The sequence below is a fragment of the Nocardia sp. NPDC055029 genome (assembly GCF_053608525.1).
This window is the reverse complement of the sequence record NZ_JBSGVQ010000031.1, coordinates 1-20,919: the sequence shown is the minus strand read 5'-3', so window position 1 is coordinate 20,919 and position 20,919 is coordinate 1. Positions and strand designations below refer to the sequence as shown.

Here is a 20,919-nt window from a genome sequence, read left to right as displayed (position 1 = left end):
TCCGACCGGCGAGTTCTTCCCGCGTCGCTCACAGCGTCCGCGCGGGGGTGGTGAGCTGTCGACTTCGTGACAGATCGGCGCTCCGCACCGTTCGCGCCGGGCTCGACGAGTCATACTGTAGGAATGACGCTGGTCGAAATGGGGATACCCGCTGTGCGATCGGAGCGGCCTTCCCTAGACGGCCGGCCCGAGACGCCGCTCCTCGTCGACCGCTTCGGCCGGGTCGCGCGCGATCTGCGGGTCTCCATCACCGAGAAGTGCTCGCTGCGCTGTACCTATTGCATGCCCGAGGAAGGGCTGCCGCCGATCCCGCGCGAGGAGCTGCTCAGCGCCGACGAGATCGTGCGGCTGGTCTCGCTCGCGGTGCGCGAACTCGGCGTGCGCGAGGTCCGCTTCACCGGTGGCGAGCCGCTGATGCGCCGCGAGCTCGAGGACATCATCGCGGGCTGTCACGCGGCCGTGCCGGGCACGCCGCTGGCGATGACGACCAACGGCGTCGGTCTCGAACACCGCGCGCACGCCCTCGCGAAGGCGGGCCTGAGCAGGGTCAATGTCTCCCTCGACACCGTCGACCGGGTCGATTTCACCCGGCTGACCCGCCGCGACCGGCTCGAATCGGTGCTCAACGGCATCCGTGCCGCCCGCGACGCCGGCCTGGCTCCGGTGAAGGTGAACGCGGTCCTGATGCGCCAGAACCTGGCCGGTGCGCCGAACCTGCTCGCGTGGTGCCTGGCCGAACAGTGCGAGCTGCGGTTCATCGAGGAGATGCCGCTCGACGCCGACCACGAGTGGGCGCGCACCAACATGGTGACCGCGGCCGACCTCCTCGAGGTGCTCGGCGAGCGGTTCGCGCTCACCGAGGTCGGTCGCTCCGATCCCTCGGCGCCGGCCGAGAAATGGCTGGTCGACGGCGGGCCGGCGACGGTCGGCATCATTGCCACCGTCACCCGCAAGTTCTGCGACAGCTGCGACCGCACCCGGCTCACCGCCGACGGCATGCTGCGCTCGTGCCTGTTCAGCGACCAGGAGTTCGACGTGCGGACCGCGCTGCGCGCCGGCGCCGACGACGACGAGGTCGCCGAGCTGTGGCGCGGCGCGATGTGGCAGAAATGGGCTGGTCACGGCATCGACGCCGCCGGCTTCGTCCCCCCGGAACGCACGATGGGAGCCATCGGTGGTTGAGGTCCGCTACTTCGCCGCGATCGCCGACGCCGTCGGCAAGAACACCGAATCACTCGAACTCCCGCCCGGCGCGACCGTCGCCGATCTGCGCGCCACCCTCGCCGCCACCTACGGCTCCGAGGTCGACTCCCTCGTCGGCGTCTGCGCGTTCCTGATCGGCGACGAACTCACCCGCGACCCGTCGGCCATGCTCCGCGACCGCGTCGACGTCCTGCCCCCCTTCGCGGGCGGCTAGCCACGTGGTCCAGAGCAAAGCCCTTGACGTCGCCACCTACCTGGCCGAACTCCCCGCCGACCGCCGCGCGGCCCTGACCCGCCTGCGCGAGCTGTGTCTGACCGAGCTCCCCGGCTTCACCGAGGTCATGGCCCACGGCATGCCCGTCTACGAACGCGACGGCGTCGGCGAGATCGCCTTCGCCAGCCAGAAGCAGTACATCTCCTTCTACCTGCTGCGCTCCGACGTCCGCGCCGCCTTCGACGACCGCCTGTCGACCCAGGACATGGGCAAAGGCTGCCTCCGGTTCCGCAACCCGGCCGAGATCGACTTCGACCTGGTGCGAGACCTCTTGCGCGCCACCGCCTCCGGCGACGGCGCCGTCATCTGCTGAGACTCAGCGCCACCAGGTGTCGAGGGGGGTCACCGGGACGGTGCGCTTGTGGCGGGTGTTGGTGAAGATCGACTCGACACGGGCGGCGACCTCGGGAGTGACGTCCTTGCCTTCGAGGTAGTCGTCGATTTCGGCGTAGCGCAGGCCGAGGGCTTCCTCGTCGGGCAGGGCGGGGCGGTCGTCCTCGAGGTCGGCGGTGGGGACCTTGGACCAGATGGTCGACGGTGCGCCCAGCTCCTGTAGCAGGGCAGCGCCCTGACGCTTGGTGAGACCGGTGAGCGGGGTCAGGTCGACGCCGCCGTCACCGAACTTGGTGAAGAACCCGGTGACCGCCTCCGCGGCGTGATCGGTGCCGACCACCAGCAGGTTCTCCTGCCCGGCCAGCGCGTACTGGGCGACCATCCGCTCGCGGGCCTTGATATTGCCGCGCACGAAATCGCGCAGCCGCTCGTGATCGAGCGCGCCAGCGACCTCGGCGGCCACCGAGTCGGCGCCGGGCCGGATGTTCACCACGACCGACCGATCGGGGTCGATGAAGTTCAGGGCGGTCTGGGCATCGTGTTCGTCGGCCTGGACGCCGTAGGGCAGGCGCACGGCGAGGAACTTCGCCTCGATGCCGTCGGCGCGCAGCTCCTCGACGGCGAGCTGGCACAGCCTGCCCGCGAGCGCACTGTCCTGGCCGCCGCTGATGCCGAGGGCGAAGCCCGCGGCGGGGGTGGAGTTCAGGTAGTCCTTGAGGAAATCGACGCGACGGCGGACCTCCTGCTTCGGCTCGATCTCCGGCAGCACGCCCAACTCGGCGATGATCTGTTCACGCAGTGTCCCCATGCGGCCTCACTCTACTTGTGTGGCAGCCGAAACGACCCGGCGAACGAGCCATTCCCAGTTGTCGCCGATCTGAGCACGGGTGTAGCCCAGGATGGCGATCTGGTGAATGACCAGCGCCGCCGACAGCGTCGACAGCAGCGTGTCGGCGATCAGCGGCAGCTCCCCGCTCACCCCCGCCGCACGCAACAGCAGCACGACATGCGCCTTGTGCAGGCCGTACGGCCCACCGCCGAAACGCCCCTTCTCCTCGGCCGCCCGGTGCAGATCGCCCTCGACCTCGATGTCGAGCAGCCGGGTCCGCCCGAACGCGATCAGCCGCTCGACCGGGCTCGCGTCGGGGCCGAGCGGGGCGGGTCCGAACATGAACGCGGCCTGGAACTTCTGTTCGGAGTGGTCGAGCAGGGCCAGCATCAGCCCGGTGCGATTGCCGAACCGGCGGAAGACGGTGCCCTTGCCGACGCCCGCGCGCTTGGCGACGGCATCCATCGTCAGCCCGGCGACCCCGTGCTCGCGCACCAGCTGCTGGGCCGCGTCGAGCAGCAGCGCCCGGTTGCGGGCGGCGTCGGCGCGCTCGATCGGCTCGGCATTGCCGGGCAGCGGCTGCCCGATCGGCAGCAACGGCGGCCCGTCCGACCTGGGTGTGCTGTAGCTCACGCCGCTCACACGTCCTCCGCGGGAAGTAATCGGACTGGGGTCCGGTTAATGTCGGATGAAACTTCGATCATCCCACTGAGTACACCAGGAGTCGTCATGGCCGGGACCCGCATCCTCACTCTCGTCGGAAGCCTGCGCGCGGGCTCGATCAACCGCAGGCTCGCCGAGGCTGCCGTGCAGACCGCGCCGGACGGCGTCGAGATCGCGATCTACGAGGGTCTCGGTGAGATCCCGTTCTACAACGAGGACCTGGACGTCCCCGGCTCGGTCCCCGCGCGGGCCCAGGCGCTGCGCGACGCGGTCGCCGCGGCCGACGGCGTCCTGCTGGTCACCCCCGAATACAACGGCACCCTGCCCGCCGTGCTGAAGAACGCCATCGACTGGGCCTCGCGCCCGTACGGCGCCGGCGCGATCAAGGGCAAGCCGGTCGCCGTCGTGAGCGCGTCGATCAGCCCGCGGGCGGCCGAGTGGGCCCACGGTGACGCGGTCAAGGCCGTCGGTGTCGCGGGCGGCGTCGTCGTCGAGACGGCCACCGCGCGTTTCGGCACCATCGGCGAGCGCTTCGGCCAGACCCACCCGGCCCAGGATGCCGAGGCGCTGACCCAGCTCGGCGCCACCGTCCACGAGCTGGTCGCCGCTGCTGAGGGCGAGCTCGTCAGGGCGTAAGCTGTCGGTCGGCTCGAACGGGGCGTCGCATCCATCGCGGAGGCGACGCCCCTTCGCTGTCTGCGAAGTTTGCTGAAGACTCGCCGGGATGCAAAATCGTGATCTGGACCACTGTTTTCCCTGCGTGTCGATCGCGCGTCCTGGGACTTACCGCGTCGGAATTACATCTGTGCGACTCGCAACACCTTGTGTTGTTCCAATCTGTCGGCCACTAGGTGTAGTGTCTCCAGTACTGGAAGACGGTGTGAAGCCACCACTGATCGGGCCCAAGGGAAGGGGTTACGAGCAGGGCTTTCTTCGCCAGATCCAGGAGTTTGCGCAGCATCACCGTTCGTGCACTGCATACGGATCACAGGCTGTGGATCAGGCATAGGAGAGAGGGACTCTAGATGACCATCACCGTGTACACCAAGCCCGCTTGCGTCCAGTGCAATGCCACCTACAAGGCGCTCGACAAGGCCGGGGTGGACTACGAGATCATCGACATCTCCGAGAACACCGACGCGCGCGACTACGTCATGGCGCTCGGCTACCTGCAGGCGCCCGTCGTCGTCGCGGGCGAGGATCACTGGTCGGGCTTCCGTCCCGACCGCATCAAGTCGCTCGCGGTCGCGGCCGCCTAGGACTTCGCTGGAAGGAGGCGTCATGCCCGAGCGGATCACTCCGGGCGGGCTGGTCTACTTCTCCAGCGCTTCGGAGAACACTCATCGTTTCGTCGAGAAGCTGGGCCTCCCGGCTACTCGGCTACCACTGCACACCGCTGATTCGCTGCGCGTCGACGAACCCTACGTGCTGATCACTCCTACTTACGGGGGTGGTCGGCACGTCATGGGTGGGCAACGGTCCGACAAGGACCTCGTACCGCGGCAGGTCGCCAAGTTCCTCAACGACCCGCACAACCGCGCCCTGCTGCGCGGGGTGATCGCGGCCGGCAACACGAACTTCGGCGATACCTATTGCGCCGCAGGCGACATCATCTCGCGCAAGTGCGGGGTGCCGTACCTGTATCGCTTCGAACTCATGGGAACCGCTGAGGACGTCGTGCGCGTCCGAGAGGGATTGGGATTGTTTTGGCAACAGCAACCACAGCACCGACCGGCAAGACTGCCCGCCTAGAGCAGGCCGCGGTGCGCGCCGACGCGGGCGAGGTACTCGACTACCACGCCCTCAACGCGATGCTGAACCTGTACGGCCCCGACGGCAAGATCCAGTTCGACAAGGACCGCGAGGCCGCACACCAGTACTTCTTGCAGCACGTCAACCAGAACACGGTCTTCTTCCACAACCTGGACGAGAAGCTGGACTACCTGGTCAAGGAGAACTACTACGAGACCGAGGTTCTCGACCAGTACAGCCGCGGGTACATCAAGGCCCTGTTCCAGCAGGCCTACGCCAAGAAGTTCCGGTTCCCCACCTTCCTCGGCGCGTTCAAGTACTACACCTCGTACACGCTCAAGACCTTCGACGGCAAGCGCTACCTGGAGCGTTTCGAGGACCGCGTCGTCATGGTCGCGCTGACGCTGGCCGCGGGCGACGAGGTGCTGGCGAGCAAGCTGGTCGACGAGATCATCGACGGTCGTTTCCAGCCCGCCACCCCGACCTTCCTCAACTCCGGCAAGAAGCAGCGCGGCGAGCCTGTGTCCTGCTTCCTGCTGCGCATCGAGGACAACATGGAGTCCATCGGGCGCTCCATCAACTCCGCGCTGCAGCTGTCCAAGCGCGGCGGCGGAGTCGCGCTGCTGCTGAGCAACATTCGTGAGCACGGCGCGCCGATCAAGAAGATCGAGAACCAGAGCTCGGGTGTCATCCCGATCATGAAGCTGCTCGAGGACTCGTTCTCCTACGCCAACCAGCTGGGCGCGCGCCAAGGCGCGGGCGCGGTGTACCTGCACGCGCACCACCCCGACATCTACCGCTTCCTCGACACCAAGCGCGAGAACGCGGACGAGAAGATCCGCATCAAGACGCTCTCGCTGGGTGTGGTGATCCCCGACATCACCTTCGAGCTGGCGAAGAAGAACGAGGACATGTACCTGTTCTCGCCGTACGACGTCGAGCGCATCTACGGCAAGCCGTTCGCCGATGTCGACGTCACCGAGAAGTACTACGAGATGGTCGACGACAAGCGCATCCGCAAGTCGAAGATCAAGGCGCGCGAGTTCTTCCAGACCATCGCCGAGCTGCAGTTCGAGTCGGGCTACCCCTACATCATGTTCGAGGACACGGTGAACCGGGCCAACCCGATCAAGGGCAAGATCACCCACTCGAACCTGTGCTCGGAGATCCTGCAGGTCTCCACCCCCTCGGAATTCAACGATGATCTGTCGTATTCCAAGGTGGGCAAGGACATTTCGTGCAACCTGGGCTCGCTCAATATCGCCAAGGCGATGGACTCGCCCGACTTCGGCCAGACCATCGAGACCTCGATCCGCGCGCTGACCGCGGTGTCGGATCAGACCCACATCTACTCGGTGCCCTCGATCGAGCAGGGCAACAACGAGTCCCACGCCATCGGCCTCGGCCAGATGAACCTGCACGGGTACCTGGCGCGTGAGCGGGTCCACTACGGCTCCGAAGAAGGTGTGGATTTCACCAACATCTACTTCTATACCGTTGTCTACCACGCGATCCGGGCCTCGAACCTGATCGCCAAGGAGCGCGGCACCGCCTTCGGTGGATTCGCCGACTCCAAGTATGCCAGCGGCGAGTACTTCGACAAGTACACCGATCAGGCGTGGGAGCCCAAGACCGACAAGGTCGCCCAGCTCTTCGCCGACGCGGGCGTGCACATCCCCACCCAGGACGACTGGCGTGAGCTGAAGGCCTCGGTGCAGGAGTTCGGCATCTACAACCAGAACCTGCAGGCCGTCCCGCCGACCGGTTCGATCTCCTACATCAACCACTCCACCAGCTCGATCCACCCGGTGGCGTCGAAGATCGAGATCCGCAAGGAAGGCAAGATCGGCCGCGTCTACTACCCGGCCCCGTACCTCGACAACGACAACCTCGAGTACTACGACGACGCCTACGAAATCGGCTACGAGAAGATCATCGACACCTACGCCGCCGCCACCCAGCACGTAGACCAGGGCCTGTCCCTGACCCTGTTCTTCAAGGACACCGCCACCACCCGCGACCTCAACAGGGCCCAGATCTACGCCTGGCGCAAGGGCATCAAGACGCTCTACTACATCCGCCTGCGCCAGATGGCCCTCGAGGGGACCGAGGTGGAGGGCTGCGTGTCCTGCATGCTGTGACCGCTGACGGGTGGCTGCCCTGACCGGCCACCCCTCAGCGGTGTTCGACATCTGCCTCCATTCGTGACACTATTCGAACGATTCGAAACGCAATTCGAATCGTTCGAATAGAGGTCGGGAGGTGTCGATGAACGCGCAGCCGCTCGAAGAGCGCACTTTTCTGCCCGATGCCGGTGAGCAACTCGCACCGGTCATGAGTTTTCTCGAAGCGCACGAACGTCGCTGGGGTACCGCGGCGAAGCCGAGCTATGCGCTGGTGGGCGCCGACGAGGGCGATCGCATCGAGCTGCCGGGGGAAGTGCATCAAGCACTGAAGCAGGTGGTCGCGGCCTTGCTCGCAGGCAAAGCCGTCACCATCGCGCCGCACAGCATGACCCTGACGTCCCAGCAAGCGGCCGACCTGCTCGGGGTGAGCAGGCCGACGGTCAAGCGGCTGATCGAGAAGAACGAGCTACCGGCCGAGCGGGTGGGTACAAGGCACCGCCTGAAACTCGATGACGTGCTCGACTACCGCGAAGCGAGAAGGCGCCGCCAATACGATGCGCTCGCTGCTACAGCGGCCGACCTCGCAGACGAAGAGGACCGCGGGGAGATCGAACGTCGACTCCGTGAAGCTCGACGCATCGTTTCGGAACGGAACAAGGGCACACACGACTGAGGGCGGGGCAGTGTTCGCGGTACTTCTGGATACTTGTGTTCTCTGGCCCAGTCTGCAACGTGACTTCCTGCTGTCCCTGGCAGTCGAAGGCTTGTACCGGCCACTGTGGTCCGACCGAATCCTGGGTGAACTCGAGCAGTGCGAACTGCTGAAGTCGGAGCGACGCGGCGAAGACTGCCATGCCGCCGCACAGCGGGCGAACGGTCTGGTCCAAGCGCTGCGGTCGGCGTTCGATGACGCGCTGGTTGTGAACTGGGAACCCTACGAAGGCACCTTCGGCCTTCCCGACCCGAACGACGAGCATGTCGTCGGCGCGGCCGTGGTCGGGGGTGCCGACGCGATCGTCACGGACAACCTGCGTGATTTCCCTGTCGCCCGACTGCCGGAAGGGATCTCAGTTCGTTCGGCAGCGGCGTTCGCCGCCGACACGGTCGCTGTCGCCCCAGACATCGCCAGGTATGCCTTGGAAGCGATGCTGCGTCGGTACCGAAATCCGCCAGTCATGGTGGAAGAGGCGATGTCACTGTTGGCGTCGCGGTACCACATGGACGAAGCGGTAGAGCTCCTGCGTGACGGAGCGACTCGGTGAACTGAGGTTGAGAGTCGTGTGTCCTGCATGCTGTGAGCTCGTGTGGGAGACCGCCCCTTTCGCGTCAGCCGACACTGCCGAAGAGGTCGAAGCAGCACCAGCCGCCGCGGAACCACTGGGCGATCAGCTGCCAGAACGAGGGGTAGGTGCCGTCGGCGTGGCGTAGCTGGAGGCCGAAGGAGCACTTGCCGAATGTGGTCCGGGAGAGCCGCTGGACGACCGTGCGGTGCAGGAAGGATGCGCTGAGCCACGCGAGGATGCCGTACAGGACGGCGGTCGGGCCGGGGGCGAGGTACCAGGTGGTGGCGCCGATCGCGGCGTGCAGCGTCATGTCGATGAGGAAGGCGGGGATGACCCCTGTCTCGTCGCCGGTGGCAGTGCGTCCGGTGAGCGGGAATTCGTCTTTCGGGCGCGGCGGTTCGGCGGTATCGCGTGCGACGAATGTCAGTCGCCCGTTGGCGTCGCGCTCGTATCCGCCGTTCCTCGCCGCGCGCCGGGGCGGTGCTGCATTGGTCATGTGGCTCAGCGTGGTCGACACCGCTTAACAAGCACCCGGTGCCGACCTTGCCGACCTGGTCGCGGTGGCGGATCGTGGTGCCGCCACCGCGTGCATGGGCGTCAGGGTCAGCCTGCGGAACCGCTGGACAACCAGGGGAATCCGGAAGACGACCCGCCGCCACCGCCGGTGGGCAGATCGGCGCCCGCCGACCCGGGACGGTGGATGCGGACGGTAACCGGGTCGGTGCCGTCGGCCACTACGGTGACGATGCGCGTGCCTGCCGCCGAGGTGACCCGCCCACCGGTGACCCGCACCTCGTACTCGTCGGGATGGAAGAGGTCGGAGACATAGATCTCGGTCGGTGCCGAGGCGGCACGCGGACGGTATCGGTAGGCGAAATCGCCGGTGCCGGAATCGAAGATCATCGCGTCGGGCGTGCCTGCGGTGGCCTGCGGATAGGTGCGGACGAGTTCGCGGCCGAGGTCGCCGCGGAAGGGGTCGCCGTTGTTGCCGCGGTAGTGCCAGTAGTGCCAGCCGATGAAGCGCTGGTCGGCGCGAGTGGTGGTGTTGCGCAACACCGTCGGATCGCCGTCGCCGAATTCGGTGACCATCGTGGGGATGTCGGTGCGATCGGTGAACGAGTCGATGTTGGACCAGGTTTTGTCCTGCTGCACCGGGCACACCGCGCGCAGTTCCTCGGGGAGGCCGAGGTAGATGGCGAGCTGGCTGGGGATGCAGTAGTCGTGCGGGGAGAACACGATGTCGGTGCTGGTGATCGGCGGATTCTTGCCGAGATGGCTCGGCATCGTCTCGTTCCAGGTGACATTGGGCTCCCAGAACACCGGCACAGCGGCATTGCGGGCCCGCACCGCGTCGGTCAATCGTTGCAGTGCGCGTTGATATTTCGCGTCGAAGTCCGGGCACCCGTTCGGAAAGCAGCTGAGAAACGGTGAGCCGGGCCATGGTTCGTTGAGCAGCTCGATGCCGAGCACGCTCGCGCGCCCGTTCATCCGCTCGGCGAGGGCGCCCAGTGCGACTCCGAGATGGTCGAGAACGCCGTGGGTGTTGTTCCAGACCTCGTCCCATCCGGCGTTCATACTCGGCATGAGGTAGTACAGCGGGAAGCCCGGATTGGGCTCACCGTCGGATGGCCTGGCCCGGATGGCCCATTCGGGAAATCCGTTGCCACCCCAGATCTCCGACAGCCCGTCCTGATGATTGTCGAGCAGCGTGTAGATCCCGTGCGCGGCAAGGGTATCCACCACATTCTCGACCCTGTCGAGATAGGCGGTGTCGACCACGCCCTCGCTCGGCATCAACCCGTCGAACGAGACCCCGAGTCGCACCGTATTGAATCCGTGCCGCGCCAGCAGCGCCGCCGACGCGTCGGTCAGGGCGAACCCGTCACCGGGCTCCAGATACGGCGCGTCCTTGTCGACCGTGTTCACTCCGTGCAGCAACACCGTCCGCCCGAACCCGTCGACCAGCGCGGCACCCTGTGCCCGCACCGGCGTCAACGCGGCCCCCGGCTCCGCCCCCACCGGCGACACCGCGGCGGTCGCCATCATTCCCACCACCAGCGCCGAGGCCGCCGACCACCGCGCCACGTGGCCCCATGGCGATCGACCCGATCCACGCAGCCGTCGAATACCCAGTATCGCCATAGAAATCCCTCGATCCGCAGGTGGACATCCGTTCATTTGAACGCATGTCCAAGTCCGTTGGCGTGAGACCATAGCCGGGCTGGATCGATGTGGTCAAGGCCACATCGATGGTGAAAGCGGGGTGGTGCTCAGCGCAGTGCCGGGATGACCTCGCGTTCGAAGAGTTCGATGCCGGAGGTGTCGTAGGCGGCTTCGGGGAAGTTGAAGATGGCGTACTCGAGGCCGAGATCCTTGACGGCGGTGAGGCGTTCGATGATCTGGTCGGGGGTGCCGACGGCGGCGCTGGTGTCGAACTGTTCGTGGACACGGGCCTTGGCCTCGTCGGCGCCGAGGAAGGGGGTGAACCGGTCGATGATGGCCGAGAGACGTTCCTGGACTTCGCCTTCGGTGCTGCCGACGACCGCATTGAAGTTGGAACTGCGGGTGATCGCGGCGAAATCGGTGCCGACCTCGGCGCAGTGCTGACGCAGGATCTCCGACTTGCGGGTGAACTCCGCCGGCTCACCGCTGAAGTTGGTGTAGTTCGCGTACTGCGCGGCGATCCGCAGCGTCTTCTTCTCGCCGCCGCCGGCGATCCAGATCGGGATGCCGTTCTCCTGCAACGGCTTCGGGTGCACGATGGCGTCGTCTACCTGGTAGTACCTGCCGTCGAGGGTGGCCCGGCCGGTCTGCCAGGCCTGGCGGAAGATCTGCACCCCCTCGTCGAGGCGGCCGAGCCGCTCACCGGCGGAGGGGAAGCCGTAACCGTAAGCGCGCCACTCGTGTTCGTACCAGCCGCCGCCGATCCCCATCTCCACGCGGCCGCCGGAGATCAGGTCGACGGTCGCGGCGACCTTGGCCAGGTAAGCGGGGTTGCGGTAGCTCATGGCGGTACACATCTGCCCGAGCCGCACGCGAGAGGTGCTGGCCGCGAACGCCGACATCAGCGTCCACGCCTCGTGGGTGGCTTCGTCGGTGGGAATGGGCACCGTGTGGAAGTGGTCGTAGACCCAGATCGATTCCCAGTCGGAGCCCGCGTCGAACCGCTGGGCCAGCTCGCGCATCACCGCCCATTGGTCCGCCGGTTCGATGCCGACCAGGTCGAGCCGCCAGCCCTGGGGGACGAAGATGCCGAAGCGCACGGGTTTCTCCTCGGTGTGTTGACGTGTCCTGCCTACTTTTCCCACTGCCGCGCACCGAGGCAACCATTGAACGCGCGCCGCGCTGAATTCTGGACCGGCGGTTATTCGCTTGGCGTCGCGGCAGCGAACGGCCATGCTGGCACGGGTATGAACGATATGCGACAACCACGCCTTGGCGTGGACTTCGGCCGGGTCATCCAGGGGGCCGCGCTCGCGCCGGGCGCCGCGGACACGGCATTCCTGTCCGGCGGCTTCGCCGAGGCGATGAACACGCCGCCCACTCCCGACGCCTTCGACGTTCTGGCCCGGCTGGTGACCCGTTTCGGCGGCAACGCCTGGGTGATCTCCAAGTGTGGCCCGCGGATCGAGGAGCGCACCAGGCAGTGGCTCGACCATCACGACTTCGCCGCCCGCACCGGCATCCCCGGTGACCACCTGCGGTTCTGTCGCTCGCGCGCCGAGAAGGCGCCGCACTGTGCGGAACTGGGCATCACCCACATGATCGACGATCGCCTCGACGTGCACCGGGCCCTGCGCGGCCTGGTGCCACGGCTGTACCTGTTCGGCGCGCAGACCGCGCCTGCCCCCGACTGGCTGTGCCACACGCCCGACTGGCGGTCGGTCGAGCGTGTGGTCGGCGCCGATCTCGACGCCGCGGGTCAGGCGTTGGGGTCGCCGTAGGAGGCGGCGATGTCCTTGGAACTGGGCCAGCGGCTGTAGGTCGGCGACTGCGGCCAGCCATCGGGGCTGTCCTGCCATTCCTCTTGCCTGCCGTAGGGGAGTGCGTCGATCAGGCCGAAGGTGTAGGCGAGCTGTTCGGTGCCGCGGCCGTCGGTGTGCCAGCTGCGGTAGACGGTGTCGCCGTCGCGCAGAAAGGTATTCACCGCGAAGCCCTCGCCGGGGCCAGCGCCCATGTCGGCGCCGAACGGGCTGTCGTGGGTCGAGTACCACGTCATCGTGTTGCCGACCCGCCGCTTGTAGGCGAGGGCCTCGTCGATCGGCCCCTGCGTGACGATCACGAAACGCGCGTCGTAGGCGGCGAGGAAATCCAGCCGCGCGTACTGGGCGGTGAGGCCGGTGCAGCCGGGGCACTGCCAGGTGTTCCCGTCGGTCCACATGTGGTGGTAGGTGATCAGCTGGGAGTGTCCGTCGAAGACCTCGGCGAGCGAAACATCGCTCCCGTCTTCGGCTTTCAGCGTGTAGCCGGGCAGTCGCACGGCGGGCAGGCGCCGCCGTGCAGCTGCGACGGCGTCGAGTTCGCGCGTCGCGGCCTTCTCCCTGATCCGGAGCTTGTCGAGTTCGGTCTGCCAGGTGTCGCGATCGACGATGGTCGGTAGTGCGGTCATGCGGACCACTCCTTCAATGTGTACGGCGTGCACATTTGATATGTTCACACCGTACACTTCGTCGGAAGGGAGTTCAACAGTTGGCCTACCACCACGGTGACCTCGCCGCGGCGCTGGTCGAGGCCGGGCTGGAACTCACCAGGTCGGGCGGTCCCGACGCGCTGACGATCCGTGAGGTCACGCGCCGTGTCGGTGTCACGCCGAATGCCGCCTACCGGCACTTTCCCGACCGGCAGGCGCTGCTGCGCGCGGTGTCGGCCGCGATCGAGGCCGCGATGGCGACGGGGATGGCGGCCGAGCGCGGCTTGGTAGCGCCGCGGGAAAGCCTGCGCGCGGTCGGCCTCGGCTACATCGGATTCGCGCTGGCCGAGCCGGGCTGGTTCGCGGTCGCGTTCTTCGGCGCCGGCGACACCTCGCCGGAGTCGGTCCTCGCCTCGCCCGCCTATCTCGCGCTGGCCGACGCGCTCGACATGATGGTGCACATCGGCGATCTCGCGCCCGCGGCGCGCCAGGCAGCGACCTGGAGTTGCTGGTCCACGGTGCACGGATTCGCCGAACTCGCCCTGCGTGGGCCGCTGCGTCACCTCGACCGCTCCGAGCTGTGGAACCTCGCCGAGCAGGCGGTCGACACGATCATCGCGGGGCTGCCGCGGATGGTGTGATCGGGGTCACTGTGACCAGTGGTACGTCGGTGTAAAGATGAAACGTTCGGGCTCCGCATGTACTCTGCAGGTGGAAGGGTGTGCCCGGGTGGGTACTCCAGGCGATCTGCATCGGCGAAGGCCTGCAGCGACTGCGAGGAGGTGGTGTTGCCATGCGCAGCGAACCCCCCAGTCGAAGGCCGCGCGGCGTCGCCCCTTCGTCCTCTCACTGATTTCCGGCCGATTCGATTCGGCTGTGCGTGACGGTCGTGGCGGTGGACGCCCGCGGTGTGCAACACCGTCTCCCGATCCACTCTCGTAGCATCCACGCGGCCCGGCCGCGGGCATGCGCGCTGTCGCGCCAGAGGACTGTCCCATGTCGCAGATCGATCTCGTCGAAGCACGTCACGTAGCCACCGATACCGTTGTGCCGGAAGCGGATTCGCCGCGCACCGACCAGCCCGCCGTCGCCGAGGACCACTCGGTGACCGAGGCGCTGGAGATCCTGTCGGAATCGGTGCGCCACCTCGTCGAGACCCACCGGGTCGACGGCGCGATGGACTGGCTCGACAGCCGCCCGCCGCACGTCATCGCCGACGCGCTGGCCCGGATGGACGCCGTGCAGGCGGGCGTGGTGTTCCGGCTGCTCGACAAGGACCGCGCGATCACCGTGTTCGAGGAACTCGAGCCGGTGGATCAGCAGCAGATCCTGCAGGGCCTGCGCGAGAAGAGCTTCCGCGATCTCGTCGAGGCGATGGACCCCGACGACCGCGCCCGCATGCTGCACGAGGCCCCCGCCAAGGTGGCCAAGAAGGTCCTGGCCGGACTGAGCCCGCGCGAGCGCCGGATGACCGCCGCGCTGCTCGGCTACCCGGAGGGCTCGGTCGGCCTGTACATGACGCCGGAAGTCGTTGCGCTGCCGGACAATCTGACCGTCGCCCAGGCGCTGGCCTGGGTGCGGGCCAAGGGCGGCAACGCCGAGACCGTGTACACACTGCCCGTCGTCGACTGCGGCCGTAGGCTCACCGGCATCGTCGAACTGCGCGAGCTGGTGCTGCACGCTCCGGAGGCGATGGTGTCCGAACTCGTCGTCACCGAACCGGCTTTCGTGCGCGCCACCGACTCCGCCGAGAAGGCCGCGCGCCTGATGAGCTCAACCAACGACATCAACCTGGTCGTCGTCGACAGCGAGGACCGGGTCGTCGGGCTGCTCACCATCGACGACGCGATGGAGGTGCTCGAGGCCGCCGACAGCGAGGACGTCGCCAAGCAGGCCGGTTCGGCGCCGTGGGAGGGCCACTACATGGCCGCCAAGGTGTTCCAGCTGGCGCGTTACCGGGCGCTGTGGCTGATGCTGCTGCTGTTCGCCGCCACGCTGACCGTCAGTGTCACCGACGTGTTCTCGACGACCCTCGAGCAGGCGGCGAGTCTGGCGCTGTTCATCCCGCTGCTGATCGGCGCGGGTGGCAACGCGGGCGCGCAGGCCGCGACCGCGTGTGTGCGCGCGCTGGCCGTCGGCGAGGTGCGTGTCTCGGACCTGTTCAAGGTGATCTGGCGCGAGTGCCGGGTGGGCCTGGTGCTGGGCAGCATGCTGGCCGCGGCCGGTCTGTTGATCGGCACGCTGTTCGTCGGGCCGAAGATCGCGATCGTCGTGGCCATCACCCTGGTGATCATCTGCGGGTGGGCGGCGACCATCGGTGGCACGATGCCGTTGCTGGCCAAGAAGTTCCGTATCGACCCCGCGGTCGTGTCGGCGCCGATGGTGACCACCCTGGTCGACGCGACCGGCCTGATCATCTACTTCACCACCGCCAAGCTCGTGCTGGGGATCTGAGTTCAGCCCGGCGGGAACAGGGTGAGCGCCTTGGCCATCACGTCCCTGGCGACATCGTCGGTGGCCGCGACCACTTCGACGATGGGGATGCGCCTGCCGAACGCGGTCGACTCGGCAGGTAGCTCGGGGCCGACGGCGGCGGTGTAGATCGGAATCCTGTTGTCGTAGACCGAGACCGACCGGTGCACGGTGCGGCCGTCGATGTGCTCCTCGGTGCTGTTGGCGGCCAGGTATTCGGGGACGCGGTACTCGTAGCCGACGGTGATCTTCTCGCCGCGGTAGCTGAACAGGCACTGGGTGAGGCGCTGCTCGTCGGATGGCACGGCGCCGGCGAGCTTGCCGCGGACCGTGCACGGGTCGGCGCCGAGCAGCACGGTCGGCACGGTGTCGGGGGAGGTGCCCTGGGGTGGCGACTGCCGCCAGCGCTCGATCATGCCGGGAATCAGTTCGTCGGCGACGGTGCACGGGTTCCTGCCGGGCGTGGACAGGCCGAGATAGAACGTGGCGCCTGCCGGGAAGTGGGCGGTCGCGCCGCAGGCGCGTGGCTCGCCCGCGTCGCGGTCGGGGACCAGGCGCACGGTCACGTCGCCGAGTTGTTTCGTCACGCCCCTGCCGCCAGGGGTGAGCCCGGTCAGCAGGGTGGCGTGCCAGGTCAGCGTCGTGCTCTCGCCCGGTGTGGCGCTGCCCAGAATCGCCCGGCACGAATCCAGGCCGACGGTGACGCTCTTGATGTCACCGAGGTGCCCCATCGCCTCGCGCGGCAGCACCGCGCACACATCGACCTGGCGCGTCGCCTGGGCCACCTCGTCGCGTTGCTGCTGGTTCTGCGGAACCTTCGACCAGAACTCCGGTGGCTGGGCCGGGATCAACGGGGCGGGCGGTGGTGGCAGCGTCCCGTAATCGGGAGCCTTGTCCGCATCGTCACCGCAGCCGGCGCAGACAAGCAACGCGGCAGCGGCGAGCACCATCCTGCGATACATCGGCACCCCTGTCCTCGGCGGACCCGGGCCGGACCAGCACCCGATCCACCCGAGTCTGCCCGCGCGGGCAATCCGGCCGCAAACATCCCGGACGGGTCGTTCTCAGAACGTTGTGACCGCCGCGGGCATCAGCTCAGCAGAGGCAGCGTTTCGCGCATGATCTTCTCGGCGACGGCGGAATCGGCCGTGACCGAGACCGTCGGCACCCGGGGTCCGAGCAGGGCGTCGGTCGCGCCCGCGGCGAGCGGCGGTCCGACGACGGCGGACAGCGACGCGATACCTGGCTGCGCTCCCGCCGTATCGAACCGGTACACCTGCCTGGCGCCGACCGTGAACGCGGGCAGATCGTCGAGGATCGTGCGTTCCTCGTTGTAGTCGTAGGTGATGATCGCGTCGTGGCCGTCCACGGTCAGCTTGCAGGTGGTGACCCGCTGATCGGCCACCGGCACCCGCACGCCGAGGAACGGGGCGACGGCGCACGGGTCGGCCCCGGTGACCACCGTCCGATCAGAGTCGGGGGAGCTGCCCTGAGCCGGTTCCGTACGCCACTGCACCAGCGCGATCCGCAGCAGCGCCTCGGTCGTGGCACACGCGTCCCGCGGCGCCCGCACGCTCATCGACAGATCGGCGCCGGACACGAACCGCGCCCACGCCTGACAGCTCCCACGCACCTGCGGATCGTCGGACTGCGCCGGTTCGTCGTCGAACAGCACCCGCACATCACCCATGGCCTGTTCGGTCACCGGCGCGTCCATCGTCGGCTCACCGGAGAACATCACCCCGGCACTCCAGGTCGCGTCGATCCCGGTCAGATGCCCGTCCACGGCGATATTCACCCGGCACTGATCCGGCCCGACATTGTCCACCGTCCGCACCTGCCCGAGCCCACCGAGCGCCGCCCGCGGCAGCAACGCACACACATCGATCGCCCGCACCTTCCGCAACACCGCGATCTTCTCCTGATCGGAAACCGCCGCGGTCGACCAGAACCCACCCCGCGGCATGCCGTCGCCCACCGGCTCGCTCTGACAGGCGACCAATGCCAGGGCTGCGGCAGTGAGCAGGATCGTCGGTCGCACAGTGGGTCCCCTTCGGTTCGGCGCGGTCAGGAGGCAGGAAACATCGTGAAGATCTGTCGCAGTACGTCTTTCGCGACGTCTTCGGATTCCGCGGCAACATTCACCACCGGCACAGGGCTGCCGAGTAGGCTGCTCGTCGCAGGCCCGAGCTCCGGTCCGACCACGACGGTGGCGCTGGCGTCCAGGATATGCACGACCCGGCCGTCGACGGTCTGCTCGTTCCGGCTCAGCACTCCGCGGCCGCGGATCTCGTAGCTGACGACGACATCCTCACCGCGGTAGGTGAATCCGCAAGAGTTGAGGGTGGGCACACCGAAAGGTCCGGTGCCATCGAGATGCGCGCGGACGGCGCACGGGTCGGCGCCGTGCAGCGCGGTGCGCTTGGTGTCGGGTGAGGTGCCCTGTGGTGGACTTGTCAGCCACCGTCGCACGGCGCCATCGACCAGGGATTCCAGGCGCGCACACCCATCGGTTGTTGTCGGAGTGGTTGTCTGGAAGTAGATGGCGGCACCGGAGCGGAACTTCGCGGTGGCATTGCAGGTCTTCCCGTTACTCAGGTCCAGGTCCGAGGGCAGTACCGACAGGGTCACCTCGCCGAGTTGTTTCACGGTCGCGCCCGGCTGCGGGATATCACCGAACACGACCAGCGATGACCAGCTCACCTTGTCCTCGGTCGCGCCGGGCGAGGTCAGTTCGACACGGCAGGAGTCGGTTTGGTCGTTGTCGACGGTCTTCACCTCGCCGAGCGCGGCCAGTTCCGAGCGCGGAACCAGCGCGCAGACGTCGATCAGCCGGGCCCGCGCCGAAACCTCGGCCCGCTGCTCGTCGGTCTGCGGAACCATCGACCAGAACGACCCGTCGACCGGTGGCAGCGTGGTCGTTGTAGGGGTCCCTGCGGCGGGCGAGGCCTGGTCGGTCCCGCACCCGCTGAGAGCGATGGCTGCCGCTACGAGCAGGATGAGCTGTCGCACGGGGGTCTCCTCCTCGGTGTTGGTCAGATTGCAGGGAAGAGCTCGGCGGTGTGGCCGAGGACCTCCCGGAGGACGGCAGGGTCGCGGCCCATCAGCTTGACGACCGGCACGCGGGGACCCAGCGTCGACGTTGCTTCCGCCGACGTCAGCGGCGGCCCGAGAATCGCCCCGTACCACGAGGTTTCGGTGAGGCTGCGCAGGTCGTAGCCAGGATGCCCGTTGACGACCAGGATCGGGTCGCCCTGGGCCACGATGCCACGCTGGTTGTAGAGGTACTGCAGGTCGACCGTGGTGCCCCGGTACTCGAACACACACGCGTGCAGGTACTGCTTGTCCACCGGGGTGGAGACGCCGAGCCGGGACAGCACGGCGCAGGGATCGGCATCGGCTAGCCGGGTCTTCGGAGTATCCGGCGAGGTGCCGACTACGGGCTGAGTGCGGAGCCGGTCGAGCGTACCGGGCAGCACCCGGTCGACCACGGCGCACGGCTCGTCGGCGACGGGGGTCGACACCTGCAGGAAGACACCGACGGTGGCTGGGAACCACGAGGTCGCCATGCAGGAATGGATCTGAACGCCCGGGTCCGGCTCGGAGTCCCGTTCAGAGACGACCGTCGCGTCCCCGATGCGGCTCTCGACACCACCCGGGAATTTGTCCGGCGCGTCGGCGGACACCGTCAACGACCAGCTCAGCCGGGTCTTCTCCGCGAACTCGGTCGAATTCAGCTCCGCGGCACAGGTATCGGGGGCGCTCGCCGCCACGCTGAGCACCGTGCCGAGCTCGCCGAGCGTCTCGCGCGGGATCAGCGCGCAGGGATCGATGGCGCGGGCGGCGGCCAGGACGGCCAGCCGCTGCTCGTCGGTGTCCGGCGCGGTGTTCCAGGCGATCGGCGGACGCACGGTCACCGGTCGCGGATCCTCACACGCTGTCGAACCGAGCAACAGCGCCACCGGAACGGCGGCTCCTATGAGACGGCGAAGCATGAACGATCCCCCTGCGGTGATGCCCGTCCGGCGTGGACGCACGAGCCGCAGTTTGCCGGGTGCCGGGTGTGAATGCAAAGCGCTGGAGTGGCCGGATTCACCCGGGGCGGGGTTCCCGCACGCATGGGGCGAATCACTGGTGAGGCGATGGTGGCGCGGCGGCGGTCGTGGCGCACAATAGGGGCCGCGTGTGTGGTGCGGGCGCTCGGTCGAGGAGGCCGGGTTCGACGCGCCGCAACACAAGCTGTTGTGCTTACTGGCGTTGTCACCCACTACGAGTAGTGTTCAGGGTGAAGGGCTCGTGCACGGCGGCGGTGCGGGTCAAGGGTCTGGCGGAAAGGTGTGGAGGCGGAATGAAGCTCATCGATCGGGTAAGCGCCATCAATTGGAATCGGGTGCCCGATGAGAAGGACGCCGAGGTCTGGGATCGCCTGACCGGCAACTTCTGGCTGCCGGAGAAGGTCCCGGTGTCCAACGACATCCCCTCCTGGAACACCCTGACCACCGACGAGAAGCAGCTCACCATGCGGGTCTTCACCGGCCTGACGCTGCTGGATACCATCCAGGGCACCGTCGGCGCGGTCTCGCTGATCCCGGACGCGCTGACCCCGCACGAGGAGGCGGTGTACACCAACATCGCGTTCATGGAGTCGGTGCACGCCAAGAGCTACAGCTCCATCTTCTCCACCCTGTGCTCCACCAAGGAGATCGACGAGGCGTTCCGCTGGTCGGAGGAGAACCGCAACCTGCAGCGCAAGGCCGAGATCGTCCTGTCGTACTACAACGGCGAGGACCCGCTCAAGCGCAAGGTCGCCTCCACGCTGCTGGAGAGCTTCCTGTTCTACTCCGGCTTCTACCTGCCGATGCACTGGTCCTCGCGGGCCAAGCTGACCAACACCGCCGACATGATCCGCCTGATCATCCGCGACGAGGCCGTGCACGGCTACTACATCGGCTACAAGTACCAGAAGGGCCTCGAGCTGGTCTCCCAGGCCGAGCGCGACGAGCTCAAGAACTACACCTTCGAGCTGCTCTTCGAGCTCTACGACAACGAGGTCGACTACACCCAGGACCTCTACGACGAGGTCGGCCTCACCGAGGACGTCAAGAAGTTCCTGCGGTACAACGCCAACAAGGCGCTGATGAACCTCGGCTACGAGGGCCTGTTCCCGAAGGACGAGTGCGAGGTGAACCCGGCGATCCTGTCGGCGCTGTCGCCCAACGCCGACGAGAACCACGACTTCTTCTCCGGCTCGGGCTCGAGCTACGTCATCGGCAAGGCGGTCAACACCGAGGACGAGGACTGGGCTTTCTGACCGAACCAGGTCCATGACGACGGCGGCGCACCTACTCGGGTGC

23 protein-coding genes are annotated in these 20,919 nt (G+C 67.3%); 13 read left to right on the top strand and 10 right to left on the bottom strand.

Going from position 1 to position 20,919, the window contains the following annotated elements; genetic code table 11:
- Positions 1-123 precede the first annotated feature (123 nt).
- The 3 genes from moaA to ACWF9G_RS24100 are packed head-to-tail and all read left to right on the top strand — an operon-like array spanning position 124 to position 1,790.
- Positions 124-1,182 carry a GTP 3',8-cyclase MoaA gene (moaA, locus tag ACWF9G_RS24110; protein ID WP_452518051.1) on the top strand — a complete coding sequence of 353 codons (1,059 nt, stop codon included), beginning with the start codon at positions 124-126 and terminating at the stop codon, positions 1,180-1,182.
- Positions 1,175-1,417, top strand: a complete 243-nt coding sequence (locus ACWF9G_RS24105) for a MoaD/ThiS family protein (protein ID WP_189027138.1) — start codon at positions 1,175-1,177, stop codon at positions 1,415-1,417. Before moaA ends, ACWF9G_RS24105 begins: the two co-directional genes overlap by 8 nt.
- A gap of 4 nt (positions 1,418-1,421) precedes the next feature.
- Entirely contained in the window at positions 1,422-1,790 is a 369-nt protein-coding gene (locus ACWF9G_RS24100; protein WP_452518049.1) for an iron chaperone, read from the top strand.
- 3 nt (positions 1,791-1,793) lie between these two features.
- Here the strand turns inward: ACWF9G_RS24100 and nadE are convergent, their stop codons facing one another.
- The gene (nadE, locus tag ACWF9G_RS24095) at positions 1,794-2,618 is read right to left on the bottom strand and encodes an ammonia-dependent NAD(+) synthetase (protein ID WP_379310059.1); all 825 of its coding nucleotides are present in this window, start codon (positions 2,616-2,618) and stop codon (positions 1,794-1,796) included.
- Positions 2,619-2,624: 6 nt separating this feature from the next.
- On the bottom strand, positions 2,625-3,272 hold the full coding sequence (locus tag ACWF9G_RS24090) for a TetR/AcrR family transcriptional regulator (RefSeq protein ID WP_379310058.1): 648 nt from the start codon (positions 3,270-3,272) through the stop codon (positions 2,625-2,627).
- 96 nt (positions 3,273-3,368) lie between these two features.
- On the opposite strand from ACWF9G_RS24090, the gene ACWF9G_RS24085 reads away from it, so the two are divergent.
- The 6 genes from ACWF9G_RS24085 (at position 3,369) to ACWF9G_RS24060 (ending at position 8,442) form a co-directional block, all read left to right on the top strand.
- Positions 3,369-3,938, top strand: coding sequence for an NADPH-dependent FMN reductase (locus ACWF9G_RS24085; protein ID WP_452518048.1), 570 nt, complete (start codon positions 3,369-3,371; stop codon positions 3,936-3,938).
- Positions 3,939-4,327: 389 nt separating this feature from the next.
- Positions 4,328-4,561: a redoxin NrdH gene (locus tag ACWF9G_RS24080; protein WP_379031507.1), complete on the top strand. Its 234-nt coding sequence runs from the start codon at positions 4,328-4,330 to the stop codon at positions 4,559-4,561.
- A 22-nt stretch (positions 4,562-4,583) separates the two neighbouring features.
- The gene (nrdI, locus tag ACWF9G_RS24075; RefSeq protein ID WP_189027151.1) at positions 4,584-5,054 is read left to right on the top strand and encodes a class Ib ribonucleoside-diphosphate reductase assembly flavoprotein NrdI; all 471 of its coding nucleotides are present in this window, start codon (positions 4,584-4,586) and stop codon (positions 5,052-5,054) included.
- A 59-nt stretch (positions 5,055-5,113) separates the two neighbouring features.
- Positions 5,114-7,195, top strand: coding sequence for a class 1b ribonucleoside-diphosphate reductase subunit alpha (gene nrdE, locus ACWF9G_RS24070; protein ID WP_452518140.1), 2,082 nt, complete (start codon positions 5,114-5,116; stop codon positions 7,193-7,195).
- 127 nt (positions 7,196-7,322) lie between these two features.
- Positions 7,323-7,853: a helix-turn-helix domain-containing protein gene (locus tag ACWF9G_RS24065; RefSeq protein WP_452518046.1), complete on the top strand. Its 531-nt coding sequence runs from the start codon at positions 7,323-7,325 to the stop codon at positions 7,851-7,853.
- A complete protein-coding gene (locus tag ACWF9G_RS24060; RefSeq protein WP_452518044.1) occupies positions 7,804-8,442 on the top strand; it encodes a PIN domain-containing protein in 639 nt (212 codons plus the stop codon). Before ACWF9G_RS24065 ends, ACWF9G_RS24060 begins: the two co-directional genes overlap by 50 nt.
- 64 nt (positions 8,443-8,506) lie before the next feature.
- Here ACWF9G_RS24060 and ACWF9G_RS24055 read toward each other — a convergent pair whose 3' ends face one another.
- From ACWF9G_RS24055 to ACWF9G_RS24045, 3 genes are all read right to left on the bottom strand, one after another.
- Positions 8,507-8,959: an RDD family protein gene (locus ACWF9G_RS24055; protein WP_452518042.1), complete on the bottom strand. Its 453-nt coding sequence runs from the start codon at positions 8,957-8,959 to the stop codon at positions 8,507-8,509.
- A 107-nt stretch (positions 8,960-9,066) separates the two neighbouring features.
- Positions 9,067-10,548 carry an endoglycoceramidase I gene (locus ACWF9G_RS24050; RefSeq protein WP_452518040.1) on the bottom strand — a complete coding sequence of 494 codons (1,482 nt, stop codon included), beginning with the start codon at positions 10,546-10,548 and terminating at the stop codon, positions 9,067-9,069.
- Between the two features lie 185 nt (positions 10,549-10,733).
- On the bottom strand, positions 10,734-11,726 hold the full coding sequence (locus ACWF9G_RS24045) for an LLM class F420-dependent oxidoreductase (protein ID WP_379310053.1): 993 nt from the start codon (positions 11,724-11,726) through the stop codon (positions 10,734-10,736).
- 147 nt (positions 11,727-11,873) lie between these two features.
- Between ACWF9G_RS24045 and ACWF9G_RS24040 the strand changes: the two genes are divergently transcribed.
- A complete protein-coding gene (locus ACWF9G_RS24040; RefSeq protein ID WP_452518038.1) occupies positions 11,874-12,407 on the top strand; it encodes a hypothetical protein in 534 nt (177 codons plus the stop codon).
- Here ACWF9G_RS24040 and ACWF9G_RS24035 read toward each other — a convergent pair.
- Positions 12,386-13,072: a DUF899 domain-containing protein gene (locus tag ACWF9G_RS24035; protein ID WP_452518037.1), complete on the bottom strand. Its 687-nt coding sequence runs from the start codon at positions 13,070-13,072 to the stop codon at positions 12,386-12,388. The genes ACWF9G_RS24040 and ACWF9G_RS24035 overlap by 22 nt on opposite strands.
- Before the next feature lie 80 nt (positions 13,073-13,152).
- Between ACWF9G_RS24035 and ACWF9G_RS24030 the strand changes: the two genes are divergently transcribed.
- Together ACWF9G_RS24030 and mgtE are read left to right on the top strand one after the other, a co-directional pair.
- Positions 13,153-13,734: a TetR/AcrR family transcriptional regulator gene (locus ACWF9G_RS24030; protein WP_452518036.1), complete on the top strand. Its 582-nt coding sequence runs from the start codon at positions 13,153-13,155 to the stop codon at positions 13,732-13,734.
- A 355-nt stretch (positions 13,735-14,089) separates the two neighbouring features.
- Complete coding sequence (gene mgtE, locus ACWF9G_RS24025) at positions 14,090-15,547, top strand: magnesium transporter (RefSeq protein WP_379310049.1); 1,458 nt, start codon at positions 14,090-14,092, stop codon at positions 15,545-15,547.
- A gap of 2 nt (positions 15,548-15,549) precedes the next feature.
- On the opposite strand, the gene ACWF9G_RS24020 is transcribed toward mgtE, so the two are convergent.
- From ACWF9G_RS24020 to ACWF9G_RS24005, 4 genes are all read right to left on the bottom strand, one after another.
- The gene (locus ACWF9G_RS24020; RefSeq protein WP_452518034.1) at positions 15,550-16,527 is read right to left on the bottom strand and encodes a peptidase; all 978 of its coding nucleotides are present in this window, start codon (positions 16,525-16,527) and stop codon (positions 15,550-15,552) included.
- Between the two features lie 128 nt (positions 16,528-16,655).
- Positions 16,656-17,606 carry a hypothetical protein gene (locus ACWF9G_RS24015; RefSeq protein WP_452518032.1) on the bottom strand — a complete coding sequence of 317 codons (951 nt, stop codon included), beginning with the start codon at positions 17,604-17,606 and terminating at the stop codon, positions 16,656-16,658.
- 26 nt (positions 17,607-17,632) lie between these two features.
- The gene (locus ACWF9G_RS24010) at positions 17,633-18,577 is read right to left on the bottom strand and encodes a peptidase (RefSeq protein ID WP_452518031.1); all 945 of its coding nucleotides are present in this window, start codon (positions 18,575-18,577) and stop codon (positions 17,633-17,635) included.
- Positions 18,578-18,600: 23 nt separating this feature from the next.
- Positions 18,601-19,482, bottom strand: a complete 882-nt coding sequence (locus ACWF9G_RS24005; protein WP_452518030.1) for a hypothetical protein — start codon at positions 19,480-19,482, stop codon at positions 18,601-18,603.
- A 431-nt stretch (positions 19,483-19,913) separates the two neighbouring features.
- Between ACWF9G_RS24005 and nrdF the strand changes: the two genes are divergently transcribed.
- Positions 19,914-20,876 (top strand): class 1b ribonucleoside-diphosphate reductase subunit beta, encoded by a 963-nt coding sequence (nrdF, locus tag ACWF9G_RS24000; RefSeq protein WP_379031470.1) that lies wholly within the window; start codon positions 19,914-19,916, stop codon positions 20,874-20,876.
- Positions 20,877-20,919: the final 43 nt, after the last annotated feature.